We start from the raw sequence: 19,872 nt of genomic DNA on the forward strand, positions 1-19,872 counted from the left end.
TGGGTAAATCGCAGATCTCGCGGGAAGGAAATGAGGGAAGTCCACTCAGAGTATGTTCTATTCCCTGTTACTCAAGAAGAATTAAAGAACTATGTTTCCATTGCCGCGACAGGGAAGCCATCAAGGTAAAATAATCCCACAAGGGGTTCAGTTACCTTTGCTTTTACGGTAAAATACAACAAATCGTAATGGCGGGGGTATTATTTATGGTAGCAGCTTCATCATTCGACCTCATCTCTGATCTTCACACAGACTTTTGGATCAACTCAAACAACACCCAATCACAAATCGATCTCTTTGTAGACAGCCTACTCCCGACCGACCACCCAACCAACCCGTCCAAGGTATTGGTCATAGCCGGTGATCTTGGTCATAAGAACAGTCAGAACGAGCTTCTCCTTAGAAGCTTCAAGAGATATTACACAAACGTTTTGATCGTTTTTGGAAACCACGACTTATACCTAACCTCTAGTTCTGCCAGATGGAAGTCCAGCTATCGATCAGTAAATCGCATCAACGAAATGAAGCAGTTAGCCACGCAGATTGAAGGTATCTATATCCTAGACGGCTCAAACGTAACCATTGATGGTATCACCTACGGCGGAGCTGGAATGTGGCACGACTTCTCGTTTGGGGTAGCGATGGGCTTCTCCGAGCCGTATCTGTTGGATATCTGGCAACATTCCATGAATGACGCCAACCTGATCCTTCCGAAATTTACCCTGACTTCCCTGCAGTACCACTTCAATAAGGAACTTGAGAAGCTGGAGAGTATATTTGAACAATCTCAGGTCATCGTCACGCATGTCAGTCCTGATGCTTCCAACATGCCGACAAAGAACTTGAACGATCCGGTATCGACCTTCTATTACTTTGACGGTTTCCACTTATTGAGTCGGGCGAAGGGGAAGGTTTGGTGCTATGGTCACACTCACACTCACGCGGACTACTACCACCAAGAAGGTTGTCGCCTAGTAAACAATGCCTTGGGGTATCCCGACGAGAAGACGGGAGCCAAGATTCGCACCATCCAATTATGAAGTGGGGGAGGGTTCTTTTATGATCGTAAACGTCATCGACAGTATCATTGAGAACCGTAATAAGCTCATGGAGATCGTTTCTTGTCATGGGGTCACCTCTTTGAAGATTTTCGGCTCTGTTCTCGCTCGAACCGAGAAACCTGACTCAAACATCGACTTCATAGCGGTATTCAATCCACTAAAATACGAATGGGGTGCACATTTAGACGTTCAATATGATTTAGAAACTATCTTCAACCGGAAGGTAACGGTAATCAATTGGAGTGACATACCTGAAACCTTCAAGCCAACCGACGCTGTCGATATCATGCAATTAGAAGCCAGTAAGCGGTATGACATAATCCCGAAGACAAGCTTACTTTACTTCGTCATGCTCGATCATTACCTTAAATACCATGATCCTAAGAAACACGAACATATATTTGAGCCGGAGAATAGAGGCAGTTTATATAGGTATCTAGCCAAAAGGATTAGTTGGTGGTTCAGTAGATTGCTCCTGCTTGAAGACAACGACCTTCGATCCTATGAGGGGTTCGATTTTGTCGAGGTTTTATACCTCTGTGATAAGCTGGAAGACCCTTTGAACGAATCGCCGAAAGATGTTGCTCGTTTTAAGCAGTTGTTCCTGAAAGTAAGGGATTACGTCCACCGTCACTGCCCACCCGAAAATGACGAGTTAATGCAGTTTGCTCGAGTATGGGTAGGCAACAGAAGCTTCGATCCATTCGAAGAAATGGACTAATTTGAAGGAGTTGGTCAATATGAACGTCATTGATACAATCATTGCTCGTCGATCTGAAATAATGTCCATCGCCGCGGCGCACGCGGTAAAGCAGTTGAAGCTTTACGGCTCTGTCCTCAATCGAACCGAGAAGCCCGAGAGCGACATTGACTTCCTTGCCGTTTTCGACCCAAGCATTCCATACGAGTGGGATGCCGCCTTTGAATTACAGGAAAAATTAGAAGCTATATTCAACCGGAGGATCAGTATTCTCGACTCACGAAGAATCCCTGAGGTTTTTTATCCACAAATTTACAACGATCCTGTGGACATTATGACACTAGAACACGGTATGCAATACAGAACTACGCCAAAGTCCAGCAGGATTTATTACTACATGTTGGACAAGTTGTTCAGGGACTACGATTATGATATTGAAGCCACGCCCTACGCCAACACGATATACGCTTCCCTTGCCGATCGGGTCAGTTGGTGGTTCAGCCGATTGCTTCGTTTAGAAGATAACGACTTGCGCTCCAATGAGGGGTTCGACTTTACCGAAGTTCTGTATATTTGCGATAAGATATATGATGAGCTTTTCGATCAATCACCGAAAGATATTGCCCGTTTCAAGGAGTTGCTCCCTGCAATCAAGGAATATGTCGCCGTACGGCTCCCACTGTATAAGCGCCTTCCAACACGAGTGTCTGAAGGATTTGCACCGTGAAATTGAGGGGTTCTATCACAGCAACTTCCCCTCAAAAACTGAGAATGTAACCAAACATTGAAGATGCGGTCGCCCTAAGATGGGGTAGCCGTATTTTTTTTCTTTGCTTCATGATGATTACAACTTTAAGCATGAGTTTTGTCGATTATTGTTTACAAAAAGCAGGGGAAAAGACTCCCATTGGTGAATATTTACAAGATGGTTGCACTATTCCAAAAGTCACACCTCGAAGTAATAACCAACCAGAAAAGTATTGGAGGATTCGAAAGTATTGAAGAACTTAGTTGATAAGCTAACTGGCAAAGACAAACTGTTAGAAGAGCTTACTCTTCTCCGTAGTAGGCTGGATAAAGCTAATTATGAGAAGTCTACTATAGCATCAAAGCTTGACAAAGTTAGTGATGATTTCGCCGCGGCGAGGAAAACCATCGAGAAAATGCAACACTTAAATTCCGAGTTGATGTCAAAATATAAATCGCTTGAACAAAGCTTCAATAGGAAGGATTCCGATTATAAGAAACTTCAGGAAGAGTACTCTGATCTATCGGATAGTCATGGAGAACTCTCGACACAACTGATAGCGACTCGCAATAGCAATAAAACATTGCAACAGAAGCTTCATAATATCGAAAGTGAGCATGCTTTTTATAAGTCGAGATTCGGTGAAATCTTAGAAGTTCCCCAATCTGACAATCCGGTCGCGATCACGGATTGGGACAGCAGCTTCTTTGAAATTGCTGAAAAGATTAAGGGTAACCCGTTTAATGAAAATCAGGTTGAAGCCATCCGATATGATATGGAGAAGCATCTTCAAATTATTGCAGGCGCTGGTTCCGGTAAGACTGAAACGATCTGTGCTAAGGTTGCTTATCTCATTCAAATGAAAAAGGTTAACCCTAATCAGATTTGTATGATGACATTTACTCGCAAGGCTAAAGAAGAGATGGAAGGAAGAGTTAATCTCTTCCTTGGGGTAGAAAATTCAAAGGTCAATGTCAGCACTTTTCATGGCACATTCATGAGCTTGTTCAATCAGTTAAAGAAACAGAATCCTGCTTATTCATCAATAGGGATTCAAGGTGGAAATGCTGACGAGGGCGAATTTGAGTATAAAAAAGAGCTGCGTAAGCTGATTAACAAATACAGACTGTTTAAGTTTGACAAGGAAAACGAAAAGACGATTTTTGAACGTATAAGTTTCTGGATTAACATGGGGTTCTCAGTTGACCAAATGACCGATTATATTCAGAAGCATTTTGATAGTGTAATCGATGATAAGGAAGATGTTCCTGTTAGCGTCCGGTTCAACTTAATGTTTAATGAGTTGAATCAGATAAGAAAGGACAACGAGATTGTTGTTTATGATGATTTTCTAATTAATTTATACGATGCATTGCTTCAGTACCCAGATGCAAGAGAGTTCGTCCAAAACAGATACGACTATATTTTCATTGACGAGTTCCAAGATATTAATCCTTTACAGATGGAAACGGTCAAACTAATTTGTCCCCCAACAAGTGCTTCGAAATTGATCATAGTGGGAGATGATGACCAGTCGATCTATGCTTTTAGGGGGTCAGATCCTAACTATATTAAGGATTTTCCGAAAATCTACAATACCCATGAGATTAGATTAATGAGGAACTATCGCTCGAAGCGGAAAATTGTAGATGCAGGTAACTGGGTTATCTCTGAGAACAAGCATGATCGAATATCCAAGTCGATGGATGCATTCCATAAAGATGATGGAGAAGCGATTATTGTAGCGTGTCCAGGTACCAAAGAAGAAGCTCACTGGATTCTGTCGAGATCCCAGGAGATCGGTAAGCTTGAGCCTTTCGTATTTGAGGGCAAAATTGAGCCTATCAACTATACAAAATCGACTGTTCTCTATAGATCAAGAAGGCAACTTCAGAGTATGTTCCAAGCTCTAGATGTTAAAGGGGTTCCGTATGTCATCGAGAAAATGGATGATGTTATGGGTATCTTTTCTATTCATGATTTTAATAGTGCGTTTGGCATGTGGCAGGAGCTACTGGCTTCAAGGGGTAACAAGCTTCAGTTGTGGAGGTCTATTTTGACAAACGCACTGGGACATTATTTCGTCAGTAAGCATGCCATAGAACAGTGGTATCAAACCTTAGACATCGCTACTTTATCCGACGTTATTCGCGAGGCTTGTGCGCTAGTCATTGAAAAGTCTAAAACCAAGGACACGCTCCCACTAAAACAGTACCTAACCCTTCTTGTTAATATGAAGCAAGAAAAGCCGGTTAACATGAAGGAAGTTGCGGAGCAATTCTTAGCTCTTCCTAGAGTTAAGGATAATGTTACTGATGAGGAAAAGGAATGGATTCTAAAGGAACTCGAAAAATACAGCACTTGGACTGATTTACTCGGTTTTCATGAGAGGATGAAACGGCGTAAGGATGAAATGAAGGAAAATCTGAAGAAGTACCATGACGAAAAGTACAATGCCCTGTATTTCTTGACAATTCACGGGAGCAAAGGGTTAGCATTTGAAAATGTATTTGTCATTGGATGTAACGATGGCGGTCTTCCTTCAAAGTATGCAGAAGAGCTTAAAGATGTGGATGTTCAATCGTGCAAAGAGAAAGCTGAACCACCGACAACTGTGGAAGAAGAACGAAGACTAATGTATGTCGCTGTAACCAGAGCCAAACAGAAGTTGTATGTGACTTTTCCTAAGACAATTCAAGATAAGCCATGTGGACGATCAAGATTCTTAAAAGAACTGAACTTACCTATTATCGATTCTGATAAGGTCAATCCGGTTGGCGCTGTAGCAGCGCTATAAGGGGGGCATTATGGCTAAAGATAACGAAGAGAAGCAAGCTACGTCGAGCTTAATCACGAAACCAAGCACGGCACAATCACATGGGTAAATGCGATGCTTGGAGCAACCATTGAAGAGTTAATAGTTATAAGAACGGCAAGTTACCTAACTGAGTAACGCCTCTAGTTTATGAGTAGAGGCTAGAGCCTGACTTCACCTTCTCAATTCCTTGAAAAAAGTTTACTACAGGTTTGATTAATTGAAGGTTGCTCATGCTAGGTTCTTTTGAAAGGAATTAAGTATAGATGACTTAATTACTATTTGATAAAATATCTTTATATTTAAATCTTGAAGATTTTTCAAATGAAGGAATTGTTGGGCATGTCCAGGAAGAGGGGATTATGAATGAGTGTACATATAGAAAGTCTTAGAAAGGATTATCATAGTGATAAGGTGGTCCCCTTTATTGGAGCGGGATTATCTGTGCCATTTAGGGTTCCTACATGGGGAGATTTGATAAAGGAAGTCACACAAAAACATGCTGTTGGAAATAAAGCTTTCATAATGCAAGCAGTTCAATGGCATCTAGAGACTAAGGATTACTGGGGTGCGCTTAATGAGTTAATGAAATTTGCACATATCATTGATGCTGATATTCAAGAAGCAATCGTTGCTTTAATCAAAGAAAGACAGATTAAACTCAATGATATTAATTTACATAACTATTCGGATATAGGAAAGATGAATTTTAAGCTTCACCTAACTACAAATTATGAAAATTTGTTAAATGAGCATCTAAATTGTGAACATATACCGATTTTACTTAAGGATATTGATTTTAGTACCCAGAAACTTTTTGATGAAAAAAGGGTCTGTCATCTTCATGGGTATACGAGTAACTCAGGAACTATAGTTATAAGCGAGCAAAGCTATAAAAAGCTATATGTTGATAAAAAGTATGACAACATATTGAAGTTAGTTACTGGGAGTAAAAAACTACTTTTTATGGGATTTTCATTCGATGATCAATTTATACAAAGATTGATTAAGGATCACATGGATTCTTTTCAAGGAACCCATTACATAATCTTGGCAAACCCTCCTGAAGATCAGGTAAAAAAATTCAGGGAGGAATATGGGTTGCTAACCATACCTTACAGTACAGAGGGTTCTTCCCATGCGCAGGAAATAAGGAAAATATTGAATGCAATCTCCACCCCCTTCGACCCTAGGAATGAGGGGAGTACTAACAATGTTGGGGAAAATGACCAATCAGTTATTGTAGGTGCTGGTTTGTCAGACATCAATCAAAATGTTGAAGAGAATTTATTCTATAAAAAATTGAAACTTGAATGTATTGAGGCTGGAACTATGGAACTGGCAAAGTTGTTTTACATAGCAGCAGAAAAATACATTAGACAATTGAAGAAAAGTGGCATGGATATTAATGTGATCGATGCTATTTTCTATAAAGTATTCGGAAAATATAAAGAACGATTTGTTGATACCTACAAACAGTTTGGAGATAGTCATGAATTCGTTAAAGTTGTGCATAAAAGCTTGGAAATTATTGACTTTGGTCGATATGCAAAGTTTTTTCAAGAGAATCAATCGGACGAAAACGAAAATAGAGGGTTGATACATCTACTAGCGGATGAAAACGAGGAAGTTTGGTGGGGGGACAAGAGACTTGCGGACTTATAAAGAGGTTATTAGAGAATCTGTCCCTCCATCTGTTCAACTATTGTTTGAAAACACAAAATTGGATTTGACAAAAACAATATTGTTATTATACGTATACTCATTGCAAAGCCAGAAAAAGTACAGGAAGGTTTCCGAAATTGTATTTTACTATAGTCTTGTCAATTTTGACTTAATTAAGTTGTATAAATCTAACGAAGAAAATAAGGACTTGATTTCTACAAATCAATACTTTAGATTTCAATTTAATATCAGCAGGATTCTTTTGCAATTATCACAACTTGGATATATAGAATTAAAAGGAACACTGACTGTTAAAACAGATGATATTGGAGCTAGGATAACCCCTGATGGCTTAGCGTTCGTAAAAGAACTTGATTCAGAGTACTTCACAAAACTTGTAGATGACTACGTGCAAGCACTTAAAACTGTAGAATTTTCAACAGCCAATTTAAAGATAATTAAGGGGGGAACTCAATGAGTCGTATGATATTTAACAAATTAGTTCTCCAAGGTGTATCCTATAGACGCACAATAGAATTCAATAAAGGTCTTACAGTAATTAGTGGAGACAAAACTTCAGGAAAGTCTTTGATTTTCAGTTTGATTGATTATTGCTTAGGTAAAAGTAAGAAGATTGATTTAAAAGTTCAAAAAGAGCTAAATGAACACTGTGACCAAATTTTTCTCGAACTCACAATAAATGATGAGATTCTGACCATAAATCGCTTGCTTAAAGAAAAGCAAACCAAAATGAGTATATATTTTTGTGCGTTTGATGATATAGATGATTATACTCAAAAGACTGTAGAACAAGATGAGCTAATTCAGCTTCTAATGAGAAAATTAAATATTAATGAATATAAATTGGTAAAGCACCAAAAGCACAGTACTAAGCAGGAACTTGAGACAGTATCTTTCCGAGATATCTTCCGCTATGTATATATTCATCAACATGAGCTAGGGACACACGATTTTTTAGCCTATAAAAGTACTTTCAAACGCAACAAAAATCCTCATGCCTTTAAACTAATGTTCGGACTGATTGATCCAGATAAGGATAATCTAAAACAACAACTGGTAGAAGCAAAAAATAAAATTGAAGATGCTAATCGAGAAGTCATGGGACTGAAATCTTATTTGAAGGATAGAGATGCCGAGGACTACATAATTCTTTTAAATAAATCAAGTGAATTTGCTGATGAGATAAACCGAAGAAAACAAGAAAAAGTTTTTATTATTAAAGACAGTAAGAACAATAAAAATAACGAAAATGAGATGTACGTGTCCTTGAAAAGGGAATTAACCGAAATCGTGAATCAAATATCAGAATATGGACGGCAAAAGAATGATCTTTTGCTATCAGTTAATTCAAAAAAATTGCTGAAACAAGAGTATGAATTCGAAAGAGCAGAAACAAATGCCACTTTGGAGCTAAATTATAAACTTGTGATACCAGAACATAACATAGAATGCCCACTTTGTAATTCTGCTGTTCCACATCACTCCCATGAGCAGCAAGGGGTAAACTCCGTTAACACATTAAACAAAATAAAGAATGACCTTGCAAGCAAAATTAAGTTGGTAAATAGTATGATTGATAATGATATTAAGATGATCGAGGAATTAGATAAAAATATCACGCGGTTCAAAAAGAAGCAAGAGATTCTTAATAACGCAGTTGCCGTGTTTACTAAAGAGACTGAAGTTCCGTTTTTGTCTCAAATCGAAAGTATAAATAGTATTGTTAACAAATTGATCCGTGAGCAGGAAATAATAAAAGAGTGTTTAAGGATACATCGTAAAGTCAGTGAGAAAGAAAAGCTGATTACTGAATTAGAAAATGAAGTTACCCGGTTAGAGGGGGAATTGGAAAAACTTAATGTCAGTGAAACTTACAAAAAGCTAGTGTTTGAATTCCTAGATGAACAATATAAAAATTATATGAGTAGATTTAAATATGACTCTACTACTGAAACTTACATAGATACCGCATCATATATTCCGTACTATCGCGGGTCTAGTGTTTACGCTCACGAGAGTGGCGGATTACTTTTGTGTATGCAGCTCTCATACTTGTCTGCAATTCTTGCAAGTAAAAAAGAGGAATATGCTTCAGGACATCCTGGAATATTGATGTTGGACTCATTAAGTAAATATTTAGGTACATTGAAGAAGGAAAATCAAGTTGATGAGAATGTAGAAGCAGAAACTATTGTTCCTGAGAAGAATCTTATTCATGACCCAGAGGTGTATGAAGAGATTTATAAAATCATTATCGAGTTGAGCACAGACCATCAAATTATTATTGTTGAGAATACCCCTCCCGCATTAGTTGATAGCTATACAAAGTATACTTTCCTAAGCGGTGATAAAGGATTGGTTAACTTGGCAGCTAATGAGCTTTCGGAACTAGATTAATAAAATGATCAAATTAAGAGGTGCTGAGTTTTTCAGCACCTCTTTACTTTTATCCGATAAAGTATCCTAACTCTCAATCACAAAGTCCAATTATTCAACCATTAAGGCAATGTGACTTAAAGTCGACGGACGAGAATGCACTTTCCAAGGTATGATAGCCTAGCGGAATGTCGGTCTAGCCGACACACTAGGAAATGATATATAGGGGAGTAGAACGAAACATGAAACTAAATTCAACAGTATGGAATAAGTCAACCTTATTATGTGGCACAGTCTTAGCAGGGGTATTGATTTTTGGAACCTGCAACACCGCCTCTGCCGAAACGCCAGTATCGGTCGAGATTGATGGCAAAGTACAGACCTTCTCACAGCCTGCAGTGATCAAGGATGGAAGCACTTTAGTACCATTACGAGGGATTTTTGAGGTTCTTGGCGCTGAAATTGAGTGGAATGGTGAACAGCAACAGGTGGCAGCACAAAAGGGCGCCCAGCTGATAGAACTGACAATTAATAAGCCAACGGCTTCTATTAACGGTGAAACGGTAACCTTAGCAGCGAATGCGGAGATCATCAACGGTAGTACAATGGTTCCCTTACGCTTCGTCGCTGAAGCTTTAGGTGCGGATGTGTCCTTCAATCCAAATCAGAATAAGGTCAGTATTACGAGTTTTAAGACTGAGTCTACACTTGAGCAAAAAGTAAACGGAATTTACGCCAGTATTGTTGATCCTTCGATGACTGATTTCCAGAAGATCTATATCTTTAACAAGTATCTCGCCAATCATGTCACATATGACTTTGATAACTTTATGAATAACACAATTCCTAAAGTAAGCTACACACCCGAAGGTGCGCTAATAAAAGGAGTAGCTGTATGTCAGGGGTATGCCGAAGCAATGAAGCTCCTTCTAGATAAAGCGGGTATTGAGAACAAAATTATTATTGGTGAAGCTAATGGTCCGAAGGGCTGGGAAGGTCATGCATGGAATCTAGTTAAGCTTAATGGAGAGTACTATCATGTAGATTCTACTTGGAATGATCGGGATTTGAAACGTACTAAGTCAAATGATACAACCCCTGCACCTTTTGGAGATGTGAACTTATACTATTTCTTGGCATCGGACAAAAATATGCTTGGAGATCATCGGTTCCAAACAGATAAATACCCTAAGTCAGGGGTAAAGTTTGATCAATTGAGTCTGAATACAATTCCTATTGCTGAGACTAAGGATAAAATTATTATCCAGAAACCAAATGGAGATTTTACTGTAAAGCTTATTGTTATGGATAAAGACGGTAACGACATCAGTGGAACACTCTCGCAAGAAAAGGTACACGGCTTTTTGAATGAGATTGTTATTGGAAACAATTTATACTTTACTGTGGAACGACCTACAGGAGAACAGACTTTGGAAATAGAGTTATATCGAGTTTCATTAGACAGCAAAGATAAGACGTTCATTGCGAAAAGCACGGACGGTTTTGAAAAAGTTATCGGCGATTACGTATATTTCAATTCAACATGGTATGACCCAGCACATAAGCTCCCGAGCAAATCGTCAATTCATCGAGTGTTGTTGAGCACTGGAGAAGATAAGGTTCTCTTGGATGATGCACTATTGCTGTCTATTTCAAATGACTACATTTACTACCTCGACTACAGGAGCGGTGGAACTGATATTCATCGTGTAACACTAGAGGGAGCTTCTGACACAGTCATTGCCAAAAACATTGATTTCGGTAACTATTTATTCTCAAATAATTATTTGTTCTATGTAGAAGCCCTCGATTATAAGGTCAGCTTCGAAAACCGGAAAAGCCGCGTTCATTCAGTGCAGCTTGAAGGCTTGAAAGACTCACTTCTTTTTGAGGACAAGCAAGTAACTTTCTTTGGGTTTTCGGATGGAGTCCTGACGTACAGAGCCGGCACTCAAACCAAGACGTTCAAAGTGGGTTCTTAACAATGCCGAGATGGGGGCATCAGACCTCATCTCTTTTTTATTGAAAAGGGCTTGGACCGTAGTACAAGGTCAATATTTGGGGCAGCAAGCTTCTGCGAAATCAGCAGCTATGTCTGTTAATTTGGATAAGTACTGTAAGTCATGCAGCATGAAGCTAATATTTAATCACAATCATTCACTCACATAGTTCAAACACAACAGCGGAGTCACATATCTCAATTACTTATGCAAATGCTTCCAGTTCAGTATAATGGGTTTAATACCTATCCCAAGGGGGCTAACCTATTGAAAGCATCGCCGGACTTTATCAAACAGTTGGAGTTATTATATGAGCAATACGAGCAAGAAGTAACGGAGAAACTGAAAGCTGGTATCCTCGAACCAAGCGCGGCTAAGACGTACCTTCGTCATTCATCTACGTTTGTCAGATGGTGTCGAAACGACTTCGAGCCAGGGGTTAGAAAAGCAAGTAGAGGTTGAAGTAAGGGAGTTGTTGAGATGGACATCAGGCAGTACTTAGAATTTCACCGTTTTGCTATTGAGAAGCAGTTTGATATCATTCTTGAGTATCAAAAGCGACTTGTAGCTTCAATGAAGGCAGCTGGTTTTGCCGAAGCCAGAGCAACTGATCGTTCACTAGAGTACATGGCAGCAGATCTAGATCCTGATGAAATTTTCACGCAGCGGGATGTGTGGCTCCGTTTTGAGTGGATGCACAGGGCGCAACAAGAAAGTATAGATTCACAGCAGAGACTACAACAGATTGAGCAACATCTAGGTGGAATCAATCAGCTCTGCGGGTTAATTCTTCAATCAGCAAAACAAGGTATTTCATCCGTTTACGGGAGTACAGGTTGGGGGAAGGGAAGGCTTGTCGGCAGCACGGAGTCGCTCGGCAACGTGATTCTTCAGGCAAGGAACCAGTCATCACATTATGAAGAAGGTAGTCCGAAGCAGAGAGTGAAAGATTGCTTTGCTCACCTTCACACCGACTTTGGTATTCCAGACGATCTAACGAAAAACTTAGCTCGTCATGTAGTTTTTGACGTCTTGGGGTGGCATACCTACAATGATTACCATGCCGATATGGTGAAAAATTTCTGATATTATTTTATGCAAAATGGAAATAGGGATGATGGTGTCGAATCCGTCATCCCCGTTTCTTTTTGAAGCTGTAATTACAGCTTTTCATACCTTTGCTGGTTCTGTGCTGTTTTGCCTAATGGGTTAATAATAGTACTTGCATGGTTCAAAACGTAGTTGTAGAACATGGAGCCGAGCTTAGTTCGATCACCCTTACCGATGCGGTTCCACTCGAATCCCCGAAACAGGTCTTTTACGAGGAATTCCTCACCTTGATCCAGTTCAGTGATAGTCTTTTTTGCAACATCCATGAGATCTTGAAGAGATGTGTTCGAATCGATTCTCATTTGATTTGCTCCTTTCGTTCAGCATTCTCATAGTAGCTAATAGCTACTAGCTTGTAGCTATATAGTATCATTCGCCTTTCATATCCGTCAAGGTCGAATTTTTTCTTAGTGGGGTAGGCTCATATTTAACTTGCGTCTATCCCAAATGTACGTTAGAACAAACAACAACCTCAATGAGTGCGTTTCCCGCCCATTCGTTGACAATGCCAATCCTAATTGGAGGTTGTTATGAACAGAAAAGACAGAAAAGAAATCGTCAAAGCGTTGGGTAAACATTTCGATGTAAAGCCGAAGTACTTGGGAGCCCCAAGTTTTACTTACGAATTTGAGACTCCTAACGGCATTTACGTGGTTGATCAGACGGGTAAAGTATCCGATCCAGAAGGTAAAGAAATCGAGCTTAAAGCCCTGTTAAGCGGCTCTCCTATCGAGGGGGTAACCGATCCCTCCGTTCCTTCTAATCCTGTCGATACAGCCGATTCTGGCGCTCCTGCTGACACTTCTGAGTCGGAAGTACCGAACGAATCTGTGGCTTCGGGCAATTCTGCAGCTCCTGCAGAACCCGACCACCCAATCACGCAGGATAGCTCAGTAAATACCGACGCTTCTCCCGATCCTGCTCCACCTGACGATGCTGTTCATACTAAGCCTAACGCTACGGATGAGTCTGCAGCTCCTGCCATACCTGCAGAACCCGCCGCTCCTAAACCATCGGCAGAACCGGCAGCTCCATCCGATCAGTCCGTACTTCCTTTCACCGACCTTGAGGTCACGGTTGATATGGACGATCACACTGGAGCCACCCTGCGGAATTTGGCGAATCTGATTTATAGTCGCCAAGCACTCATTGCCAAAGCTCTCGGCTACAGCGGGAACATTATCGAAGAGCCATTCATCGCCGCTATCCATGAGCTGATATCCTACACCAATGAGAAAGTAAAGGAAAAGATCGTAGAGGTAGCCTACCTCTGCCCAGGTATCACCTATGATTTCGACAATAATAAGCTCACTTTCAAGTTTTTCACTGGTGAGCTGGACGCTGACAAGGTTCAAGCCTACACGCATTTTGTAGCTCTGCTGAACCAGACGGCAAAGACGTTGAAGTACGCATCGTCTATATCGAAGGTAACCGACAATGAAAAGTTCACTTTCCGCTTGTTCTTGATTCGGCTCGGGATGGTCGGAGAAGAGTACAAGTTAGCTCGAAAAATCCTGTTAAGTCGGCTTGAAGGTAACTCCGCTTTTCGAAATGGCGTCAAGCCTGAGAAGGCAGTTGCGGAATCTGTAGAAAGTGTAGGATAGTCGAAGACATATTGTAATACATCGTTATGCAGGTTTCCGAAGTTGTCGTTATCACTTGGCAGCTTCCGATTTTTCAAAGTTGTATAATTTGCTGAGCTAAGGTGTCGAGAAAATCGACACCTTATTTTAGTTGTATCGAGGATTTATCGGTATCTGAACCGCCATAGCCAGATTTTATGTATCTCACCGCAGCAGGCTTATTGAGATTATTCTATTTAAAGAGTAGCGCGGCGAGAAAAGATATTAAGTACAAGGTGAAGTCCAACAACAATCAAAGATTAATTCAAGCGATTCAATAATTAAGGCAAATGAATGACCAACAGTATGTATTCCGTAGCGAAGAACCTCTCCAACAAATACGGAGAGGTTCTTCGTCTGTATCCTTATCATCTTGGTAACCGACAAAACAACCGATGTGGTAAAATGTGTTAGAAGTGAGATTGTTAATGCAGGTGATCTATGATGAAAATGACCACAGAACTCTATAAGGCTAAGGTTTTTGATTTAGTAGGAGACGAGTACACAGTTCTTGGAACTTATACAAACGCTAATGCCAAGATCACCTTTAGACATAACAAGTGTGGTTTGGAAATATCAATGAGACCGTACTTGTTTATCAATGGCACAAGATGTAGAAAGTGCTTCATTGAAAGTAGGAGACGGACTCAGGTTCAATTTGAAGATGAGGTTCATAAGCTTGTTGCCGATGAGTATAAAGTCATCGGTGATTATGTTGCAAATGGCGCTAAAATAGAGATGCAACATAAAAAATGTGGTCATAGTTATATGGTCACACCTGCACACTTTTTAAACGGAACTAGGTGTCCGAAATGCTTTGGAGCACATAAGAAGTCTGATGAACAATTTAAACAACAGGTACATGATCTTGTGGGTCAAGAGTATGTATTTCTTGCGGAGTATAAAGCAGCTCGTTTTAAACTTCCTGTTCGCCATCAGGTATGTGGCAAGGAGTACTTTATTACAGCTAATGACTTCCTTGGAGGTAAGCGATGCCCTCATTGCTATGGTAATCTCAGAAAAACCACCGAAGAGTTTAAACAGTCTCTCAGGGACAAATACGGTGAAGAGTATCTTGTATTAGGAGAGTACAAGAACAATCGCACCAAGATTGAGCTAAGGCATACTATCTGCGGTCACGAATACAGTGCTTCACCTGATAATGTCCTTGCGGGGTATGGTTGTCCGAGATGTGCAGGTAATATGCAATGGACGACTGAGGATTTCAAGAAGTACGTCTTTGAGCAAGAAGGCACAAATTATGAAGTCCTTGGGGAATATGTTAATTCAAAAGTAAAGTTAATGATACGTCATGTGAGTTGCAGCTTTGAGTTCAAGACTACATTAGATGAATTCAGAAGTGGCAATAGATGTCCTTATTGTAGGGAATCGAAGGGTGAGAAGCGAATAACAGATTTCTTGACGCAACAGCAGCTTAGTTTCGTCCGCCAGTATAGATTCGACGATTGCCGCTATACTCGTCCCTTGCCGTTTGACTTTGCGGTATTTGTGGAAGACACACTGCTCTGTCTTATTGAGTATCACGGTAGGCAGCATTACGAGATAGTCAAAGCATTTGGTGGATTATCGGGGCATGAGGAACGGAGCAGGAACGATTCGATTAAGACGGATTATTGTCTGGACAAGGGTATACCTTTGATCGTAGTCCCTTACGTGGACTTTTCCAACATAGAGCGGATTTTAGAAGAACAATTAAGCGCCCTTAGAAAAAAATGAGATGGAGAAATAGTCGATGACAATTACAAGCATTCCTACGGGCAAAGATCCTGTTGTAAACTCATGGCTACATAAATTAGGGCGGGAACGAGCAGAACAGTGGCTGAAGGATCGCGGTGCAAAAACGACTTGGGATGATCATAAGCAAACCCACTACGTGCATGGCGATAATGAAGAATCAATAAAGATCACGGTTAGGTGGCATTATGAAGGCGTTGATAAACCGACTGAGGGATCAACGGTTAATGCTTCGCAGAATCTTCCGTCGCAGGTAAGCCATGTCTTGTTGGTTAGAACATACCATGAGCATAAGGGGTTCCTCCCTGAATATTGCTACTTTACCTTTATTCCGAAAGCATTGGCTGACAGACAGCAAGTGGTGGCTTATACAGAGTTAAAGAAGGGATTTATTTATGAGTTAATTCCGCAGAAGCACTTGGACACCTACCCATACAGTAATCAATGGTTGCAGCGGGATACGGTAAAAGAGATGGAAGACGTATCAAAAGAAGTTGAGTCCATGCCGTTATCAGCTACCGAAAAAGAGCATTTGATCAAGGCTCGTATCGGTCAAGGCAAGTTCAAGCGGGACCTGTTAAAATTAAGTGATAAATGCAGACTATGCAGCGTTTCAGATGAGCGGTTCCTTATTGCAAGCCATATCAAGCCTTGGAGTAAGTGTGATCTGTCGGACGAGCGGATCGATCCATACAATGGCTTCCTATTCTGTCCGAACCACGACTCCTTATTTGATAAGGGGTTAATATCATTCGAGGACTCAGGTAAGATAATGATCTCCCCTTCACTAGATAAAACAACGAAACAGTTCTTAAACATTAATGACACTGATGTAATTACCTTAGAATCCAGGCATGTTCCATACCTGAAGTGGCATCGCCAACGACATAAAGACAAGCTATGAACATCTTTGTTGCAGTCTTAAGTCCGATCCAATATACTTAAAGTGGAACATTTGTTCTGTTGCGGAGGTGTAAGCCTTGGGGTATAAACTTGAAGATAATGGGTTGTGGGAATCATCACGTATGATCTTGCCTGAGCATCGAAGTCGGATCATCAGAAATTCTAAAGAACAAGACCGCCGCGAGAAGCCGACCCTAGCAGAAGAGGAGATCCAAGTTATCGCGGCAGTTGTAGCTCAGTCTTACCATCAGGAAGTAGAAGCGACCTTTGATGTGTTTAATCCATTTGAGCATAAGGAAATTCGAGGTGTAGTTACGAAGGTTGATCAACAGCTGAGACGTTTCCGAGTCGGAGAACACGAATGGGTTAACTTCAGTGAGGTAATCAAAGCAAGATGAAATAAAGAGTAAGTTTGCCTTTCAGGGGTTACCCTTGAAGGGTATTTTTATAATCCCCGTATCACCAATCTTCTTCATGGAAAAAGTACTACGGCTGTGGGTGGTATGGTATTATTGAAGTTAGATTTTGTCGAAGAAAGGTGCAATTTATGATGAACAGTTTAGAAGTAGAGCAGGGTCAGCCTACTCAGATAGATATATTCGAGTTTAACCAACCTGCTTTCGTCGATACCCTTGATGATGTAGTGAAGAAGAAGTCTGGATCTTTCTATACGAAGCCTGAAATTGTAGAATTAATCCTTGATCTTGTGGGGTATACTTCTAATTCACCATTATTTGAAAAGTCATTACTTGAGCCTTCAACGGGGCATGGAGCATTTCTTATTCCGGCAGTTGAACGGCTCTTAGAATCTTTAACTAATCATCTTGGAGAGAGCGTCTTTAATGATGAAGAAAAGTTGTATAACTTACTTCATAAGGCGATTCGTTCAATTGAACTGAATGAGGAAAAGCATGAGTATTTATTTGAAGCACTTACCGAACTATTTCTTAGAAAAGGGGCTTCTGCTCAATTCAGTAAACGTATACTCGACAAGTGGCTTGTTCAAAATGACTTTCTATTCTGGAACCAACCAGTTGAGCAGCACTTCGACTTTATAGTAGGCAACCCTCCGTACATTCGAATCGAAAACATCGAAGAAAAGGTAGCAAAAAAATACAGATCAACTTATAAGACATTGTTTGATCGAGCGGATATTTATGTTGCCTTCATTGAACACAGCCTAGAGATGCTAAATAAAGATGGACGTCTTAGTTTCATTTGCACTGACCGATTCACGAAGAATCGTTATGGTAAGGATATCCGCAAATTAATCAGTGAGCAGTATCAAGTTATGCACTACCTTGATATCCATAACTCACAGCCATTTATTGATGAAGTCTCCGCTTACCCATGTATTTTTACGTTCCGTAATGCGCCAAGAGGGGTAGCTCGAACGCTTAAAATGGATGAAGTATCCGAACAGTATCTTCAATTGGCGAGAGATTATCTTATTAAGGGTAAGGATATCGAAAATGATCTTGTTGAAACGCACACGATTAAGGAGTGGTTCCGCGGCAGCGATCCTTGGGTTCTCAACGGAGAGCTTGCCCAAGAGTTACTCAAAAAGGTTGAGGCAAATCATCCACTTATTTCGGAGCCACCACATAACATAACGATTGGCATTGGTGTGGCTACAGGTGCTACGGCTGTTTATGTAATAAAACCAGAGAAAGTAGATATCGAGCCAGAAGTGCTTTTGCCAACAGTGATAAAAGATGACATCACTCAGGGGTTTATCTCTTGGAGTGGGCATTATGTGATCAATCCTTATAACGATGACGGTTCACTTGTTGATTTGGAACAGTTCCCAAAGCTAAAGGCATACTTCATGCGCCATGAAGAGCTACTTCGCTCCCGGAGCACAGCCAAGAATAATCCAAACAAATGGTATAAGACGATAGATCGTATTTTCCCTGAGCGCCTTAGTGAACCCAAGTTACTGATCCCAGACATCAAACTTAAAAATCTGATTGTATTAGATGAGGGCAACTACTACCCTGAACACAGTTTGTATTATATTACTGCAGGGACTTGGGACATCAAGGCATTACAGGCATTGCTGTTAAGCTCGATAATAAAGTTCTTCATCTGGTCGTATGCCACTAAGATGCGTGGAGACTACCTGAGATATCAAGCTCAATACCTGCGTAAAATTCGACTTCCTGTTAGTGTAACAAAAGAGGATTGCGAAGAGTTAAAGCGAATGTATGAATTGGGAGATTATGACGCAATTGATCGAATTGTGTCACGTCTTTACAATTTGTCTGCTGACGAGCTTCGGACAATCCAAGAACTCGTCCAGTAGTTGAAATGAGGCGGGTTTGTAGTAATGTGGATGCCAACAGATAATGAAATAAAGAATATGACTAAGGTTGCCCTAGAAACGTTTTGGGGTTTGCGTCATCAAGGTGACAAAGGAGTAAGAGGCGGCAAGACTATGGATGGGTTTGCCGAAATGCTGCAGAATGTTTTACATCGTTGTGGTGTATCTCAAACTGAAATTATCACTGGCAAGAAAGCGAAGTTGCCAAGCTTCTATAGGTTATCGAAAGATTGGGACATGATCGTTATTCAGAATCGACCTGATGGCTCTCGACGATTGCTTTGCGTCTTGGAGTTTAAGTCAATGAAGGGGTCTGTTGGTAAGAATCTTAACAATCGTGTCGAAGAAGCAGTCGGAAGTAGTGCCGATCTTTGGAAGGCTTACGAGAAGGACGCTTTTGGAGTGACTCGTCCGTTCCTCGGGTATATTTATGTGATGTCAGAGGATACTGAACTGGTCATAGGAAATACAGAGCGCAAAGGCTTATTATTCCCTCCTTTAGAAGCGTTCACGAAGTTTGAGCGTACAGGACGACCTGCAAATTATGAAGAAAGAGCCGAGTTGTTCATGAAGCACATGGCTCAAGAGCATCTATATGACAAATGCGCATTTATCATTGCTGACCCAGATAATATTGGGGAATACAGGCAGCCTAATCTAGACTTAACTATTGAGTTGTTGATAAAAACAATGGTAGGTCATGTACAAGCTCACCAATAGAACACAATTAGCGGCACCTATTTAGGTGTCGTTTTTGTTTTGTCAGGTTACAA

General features: G+C 40.5%; 16 protein-coding genes. 15 read left to right on the plus strand and 1 reads right to left on the minus strand.

Translation table 11 applies throughout. From position 1 onward, the window contains the following. Positions 1 to 206 precede the first annotated feature (206 nt). The 9 genes from B1728_RS24460 (at position 207) to B1728_RS24505 (ending at position 12,472) form a co-directional block, all read left to right on the plus strand. Complete coding sequence (locus B1728_RS24460) at positions 207 to 1,040, plus strand: metallophosphoesterase (protein ID WP_179136187.1); 834 nt, start codon at positions 207 to 209, stop codon at positions 1,038 to 1,040. Positions 1,041 to 1,059: 19 nt separating this feature from the next. After that, positions 1,060 to 1,782 (plus strand): nucleotidyltransferase family protein, encoded by a 723-nt coding sequence (locus B1728_RS24465; RefSeq protein WP_079913046.1) that lies wholly within the window; start codon positions 1,060 to 1,062, stop codon positions 1,780 to 1,782. 19 nt (positions 1,783 to 1,801) lie between these two features. Beyond that, on the plus strand, positions 1,802 to 2,488 hold the full coding sequence (locus tag B1728_RS24470; RefSeq protein WP_079913047.1) for a nucleotidyltransferase family protein: 687 nt from the start codon (positions 1,802 to 1,804) through the stop codon (positions 2,486 to 2,488). A gap of 271 nt (positions 2,489 to 2,759) precedes the next feature. After that, positions 2,760 to 5,306, plus strand: coding sequence for a UvrD-helicase domain-containing protein (locus B1728_RS24475; protein WP_079913048.1), 2,547 nt, complete (start codon positions 2,760 to 2,762; stop codon positions 5,304 to 5,306). A 384-nt stretch (positions 5,307 to 5,690) separates the two neighbouring features. Continuing rightward, positions 5,691 to 6,989 carry an SIR2 family NAD-dependent protein deacylase gene (locus tag B1728_RS24480; RefSeq protein WP_079913049.1) on the plus strand — a complete coding sequence of 433 codons (1,299 nt, stop codon included), beginning with the start codon at positions 5,691 to 5,693 and terminating at the stop codon, positions 6,987 to 6,989. Continuing rightward, the gene (locus B1728_RS24485; protein ID WP_256865481.1) at positions 6,976 to 7,467 is read left to right on the plus strand and encodes a hypothetical protein; all 492 of its coding nucleotides are present in this window, start codon (positions 6,976 to 6,978) and stop codon (positions 7,465 to 7,467) included. Before B1728_RS24480 ends, B1728_RS24485 begins: the two co-directional genes overlap by 14 nt. Continuing rightward, positions 7,464 to 9,407 (plus strand): hypothetical protein, encoded by a 1,944-nt coding sequence (locus B1728_RS24490; RefSeq protein ID WP_079913051.1) that lies wholly within the window; start codon positions 7,464 to 7,466, stop codon positions 9,405 to 9,407. Before B1728_RS24485 ends, B1728_RS24490 begins: the two co-directional genes overlap by 4 nt. A 221-nt stretch (positions 9,408 to 9,628) precedes the next feature. Continuing rightward, entirely contained in the window at positions 9,629 to 11,368 is a 1,740-nt protein-coding gene (locus B1728_RS24495) for a stalk domain-containing protein (protein WP_179136188.1), read from the plus strand. A 498-nt stretch (positions 11,369 to 11,866) separates the two neighbouring features. Then, positions 11,867 to 12,472, plus strand: coding sequence for a hypothetical protein (locus B1728_RS24505; protein WP_079913054.1), 606 nt, complete (start codon positions 11,867 to 11,869; stop codon positions 12,470 to 12,472). Positions 12,473 to 12,546: 74 nt separating this feature from the next. Here B1728_RS24505 and B1728_RS24510 read toward each other — a convergent pair whose 3' ends face one another. Next, a complete protein-coding gene (locus B1728_RS24510; protein ID WP_079913055.1) occupies positions 12,547 to 12,798 on the minus strand; it encodes a single-stranded DNA-binding protein in 252 nt (83 codons plus the stop codon). A 228-nt stretch (positions 12,799 to 13,026) separates the two neighbouring features. Between B1728_RS24510 and B1728_RS24515 the strand changes: the two genes are divergently transcribed. From B1728_RS24515 to B1728_RS24540, 6 genes are all read left to right on the plus strand, one after another. Beyond that, positions 13,027 to 14,100 (plus strand): hypothetical protein, encoded by a 1,074-nt coding sequence (locus B1728_RS24515; protein WP_079913056.1) that lies wholly within the window; start codon positions 13,027 to 13,029, stop codon positions 14,098 to 14,100. Between the two features lie 462 nt (positions 14,101 to 14,562). Continuing rightward, positions 14,563 to 15,855 carry a zinc-ribbon domain-containing protein gene (locus B1728_RS24520; RefSeq protein WP_079913057.1) on the plus strand — a complete coding sequence of 431 codons (1,293 nt, stop codon included), beginning with the start codon at positions 14,563 to 14,565 and terminating at the stop codon, positions 15,853 to 15,855. Between the two features lie 16 nt (positions 15,856 to 15,871). Continuing rightward, positions 15,872 to 16,777 carry an HNH endonuclease gene (locus B1728_RS24525; protein ID WP_079913058.1) on the plus strand — a complete coding sequence of 302 codons (906 nt, stop codon included), beginning with the start codon at positions 15,872 to 15,874 and terminating at the stop codon, positions 16,775 to 16,777. Between the two features lie 76 nt (positions 16,778 to 16,853). Further along, a complete protein-coding gene (locus tag B1728_RS24530; RefSeq protein ID WP_079913059.1) occupies positions 16,854 to 17,174 on the plus strand; it encodes a YolD-like family protein in 321 nt (106 codons plus the stop codon). Between the two features lie 149 nt (positions 17,175 to 17,323). Next, entirely contained in the window at positions 17,324 to 19,081 is a 1,758-nt protein-coding gene (locus tag B1728_RS24535) for an Eco57I restriction-modification methylase domain-containing protein (protein WP_079913060.1), read from the plus strand. A gap of 24 nt (positions 19,082 to 19,105) precedes the next feature. Continuing rightward, on the plus strand, positions 19,106 to 19,819 hold the full coding sequence (locus tag B1728_RS24540; protein ID WP_079913061.1) for a PaeR7I family type II restriction endonuclease: 714 nt from the start codon (positions 19,106 to 19,108) through the stop codon (positions 19,817 to 19,819). Positions 19,820 to 19,872 lie beyond the last annotated feature (53 nt).

Source organism: Paenibacillus sp. 32352, from assembly GCF_002042965.1.
In the GTDB taxonomy this organism is placed as follows: Bacteria; Bacillota; Bacilli; order Paenibacillales; family NBRC-103111; genus Paenibacillus_S; species Paenibacillus_S vulneris.

Excerpts from the sequence above, each read along its gene's own strand:
- B1728_RS24515 (WP_079913056.1), top strand. The coding sequence starts at position 13,027 with ATGAACAGAAAAGACAGAAAAGAAATCGTCAAAGCGTTGGGTAAACAT.
- B1728_RS24495 (WP_179136188.1), top strand. The coding sequence starts at position 9,629 with ATGAAACTAAATTCAACAGTATGGAATAAGTCAACCTTATTATGTGGC.
- B1728_RS24465 (WP_079913046.1), top strand. The coding sequence starts at position 1,060 with ATGATCGTAAACGTCATCGACAGTATCATTGAGAACCGTAATAAGCTC.
- B1728_RS24540 (WP_079913061.1), top strand. The coding sequence starts at position 19,106 with ATGTGGATGCCAACAGATAATGAAATAAAGAATATGACTAAGGTTGCC.
- B1728_RS24470 (WP_079913047.1), top strand. The coding sequence starts at position 1,802 with ATGAACGTCATTGATACAATCATTGCTCGTCGATCTGAAATAATGTCC.
- B1728_RS24505 (WP_079913054.1), top strand. The coding sequence starts at position 11,867 with ATGGACATCAGGCAGTACTTAGAATTTCACCGTTTTGCTATTGAGAAG.
- B1728_RS24480 (WP_079913049.1), top strand. The coding sequence starts at position 5,691 with ATGAGTGTACATATAGAAAGTCTTAGAAAGGATTATCATAGTGATAAG.
- B1728_RS24460 (WP_179136187.1), top strand. The coding sequence starts at position 207 with ATGGTAGCAGCTTCATCATTCGACCTCATCTCTGATCTTCACACAGAC.
- B1728_RS24510 (WP_079913055.1), bottom strand. The coding sequence starts at position 12,798 with ATGAGAATCGATTCGAACACATCTCTTCAAGATCTCATGGATGTTGCA.
- B1728_RS24525 (WP_079913058.1), top strand. The coding sequence starts at position 15,872 with ATGACAATTACAAGCATTCCTACGGGCAAAGATCCTGTTGTAAACTCA.
- B1728_RS24490 (WP_079913051.1), top strand. The coding sequence starts at position 7,464 with ATGAGTCGTATGATATTTAACAAATTAGTTCTCCAAGGTGTATCCTAT.
- B1728_RS24535 (WP_079913060.1), top strand. The coding sequence starts at position 17,324 with ATGATGAACAGTTTAGAAGTAGAGCAGGGTCAGCCTACTCAGATAGAT.
- B1728_RS24520 (WP_079913057.1), top strand. The coding sequence starts at position 14,563 with ATGAAAATGACCACAGAACTCTATAAGGCTAAGGTTTTTGATTTAGTA.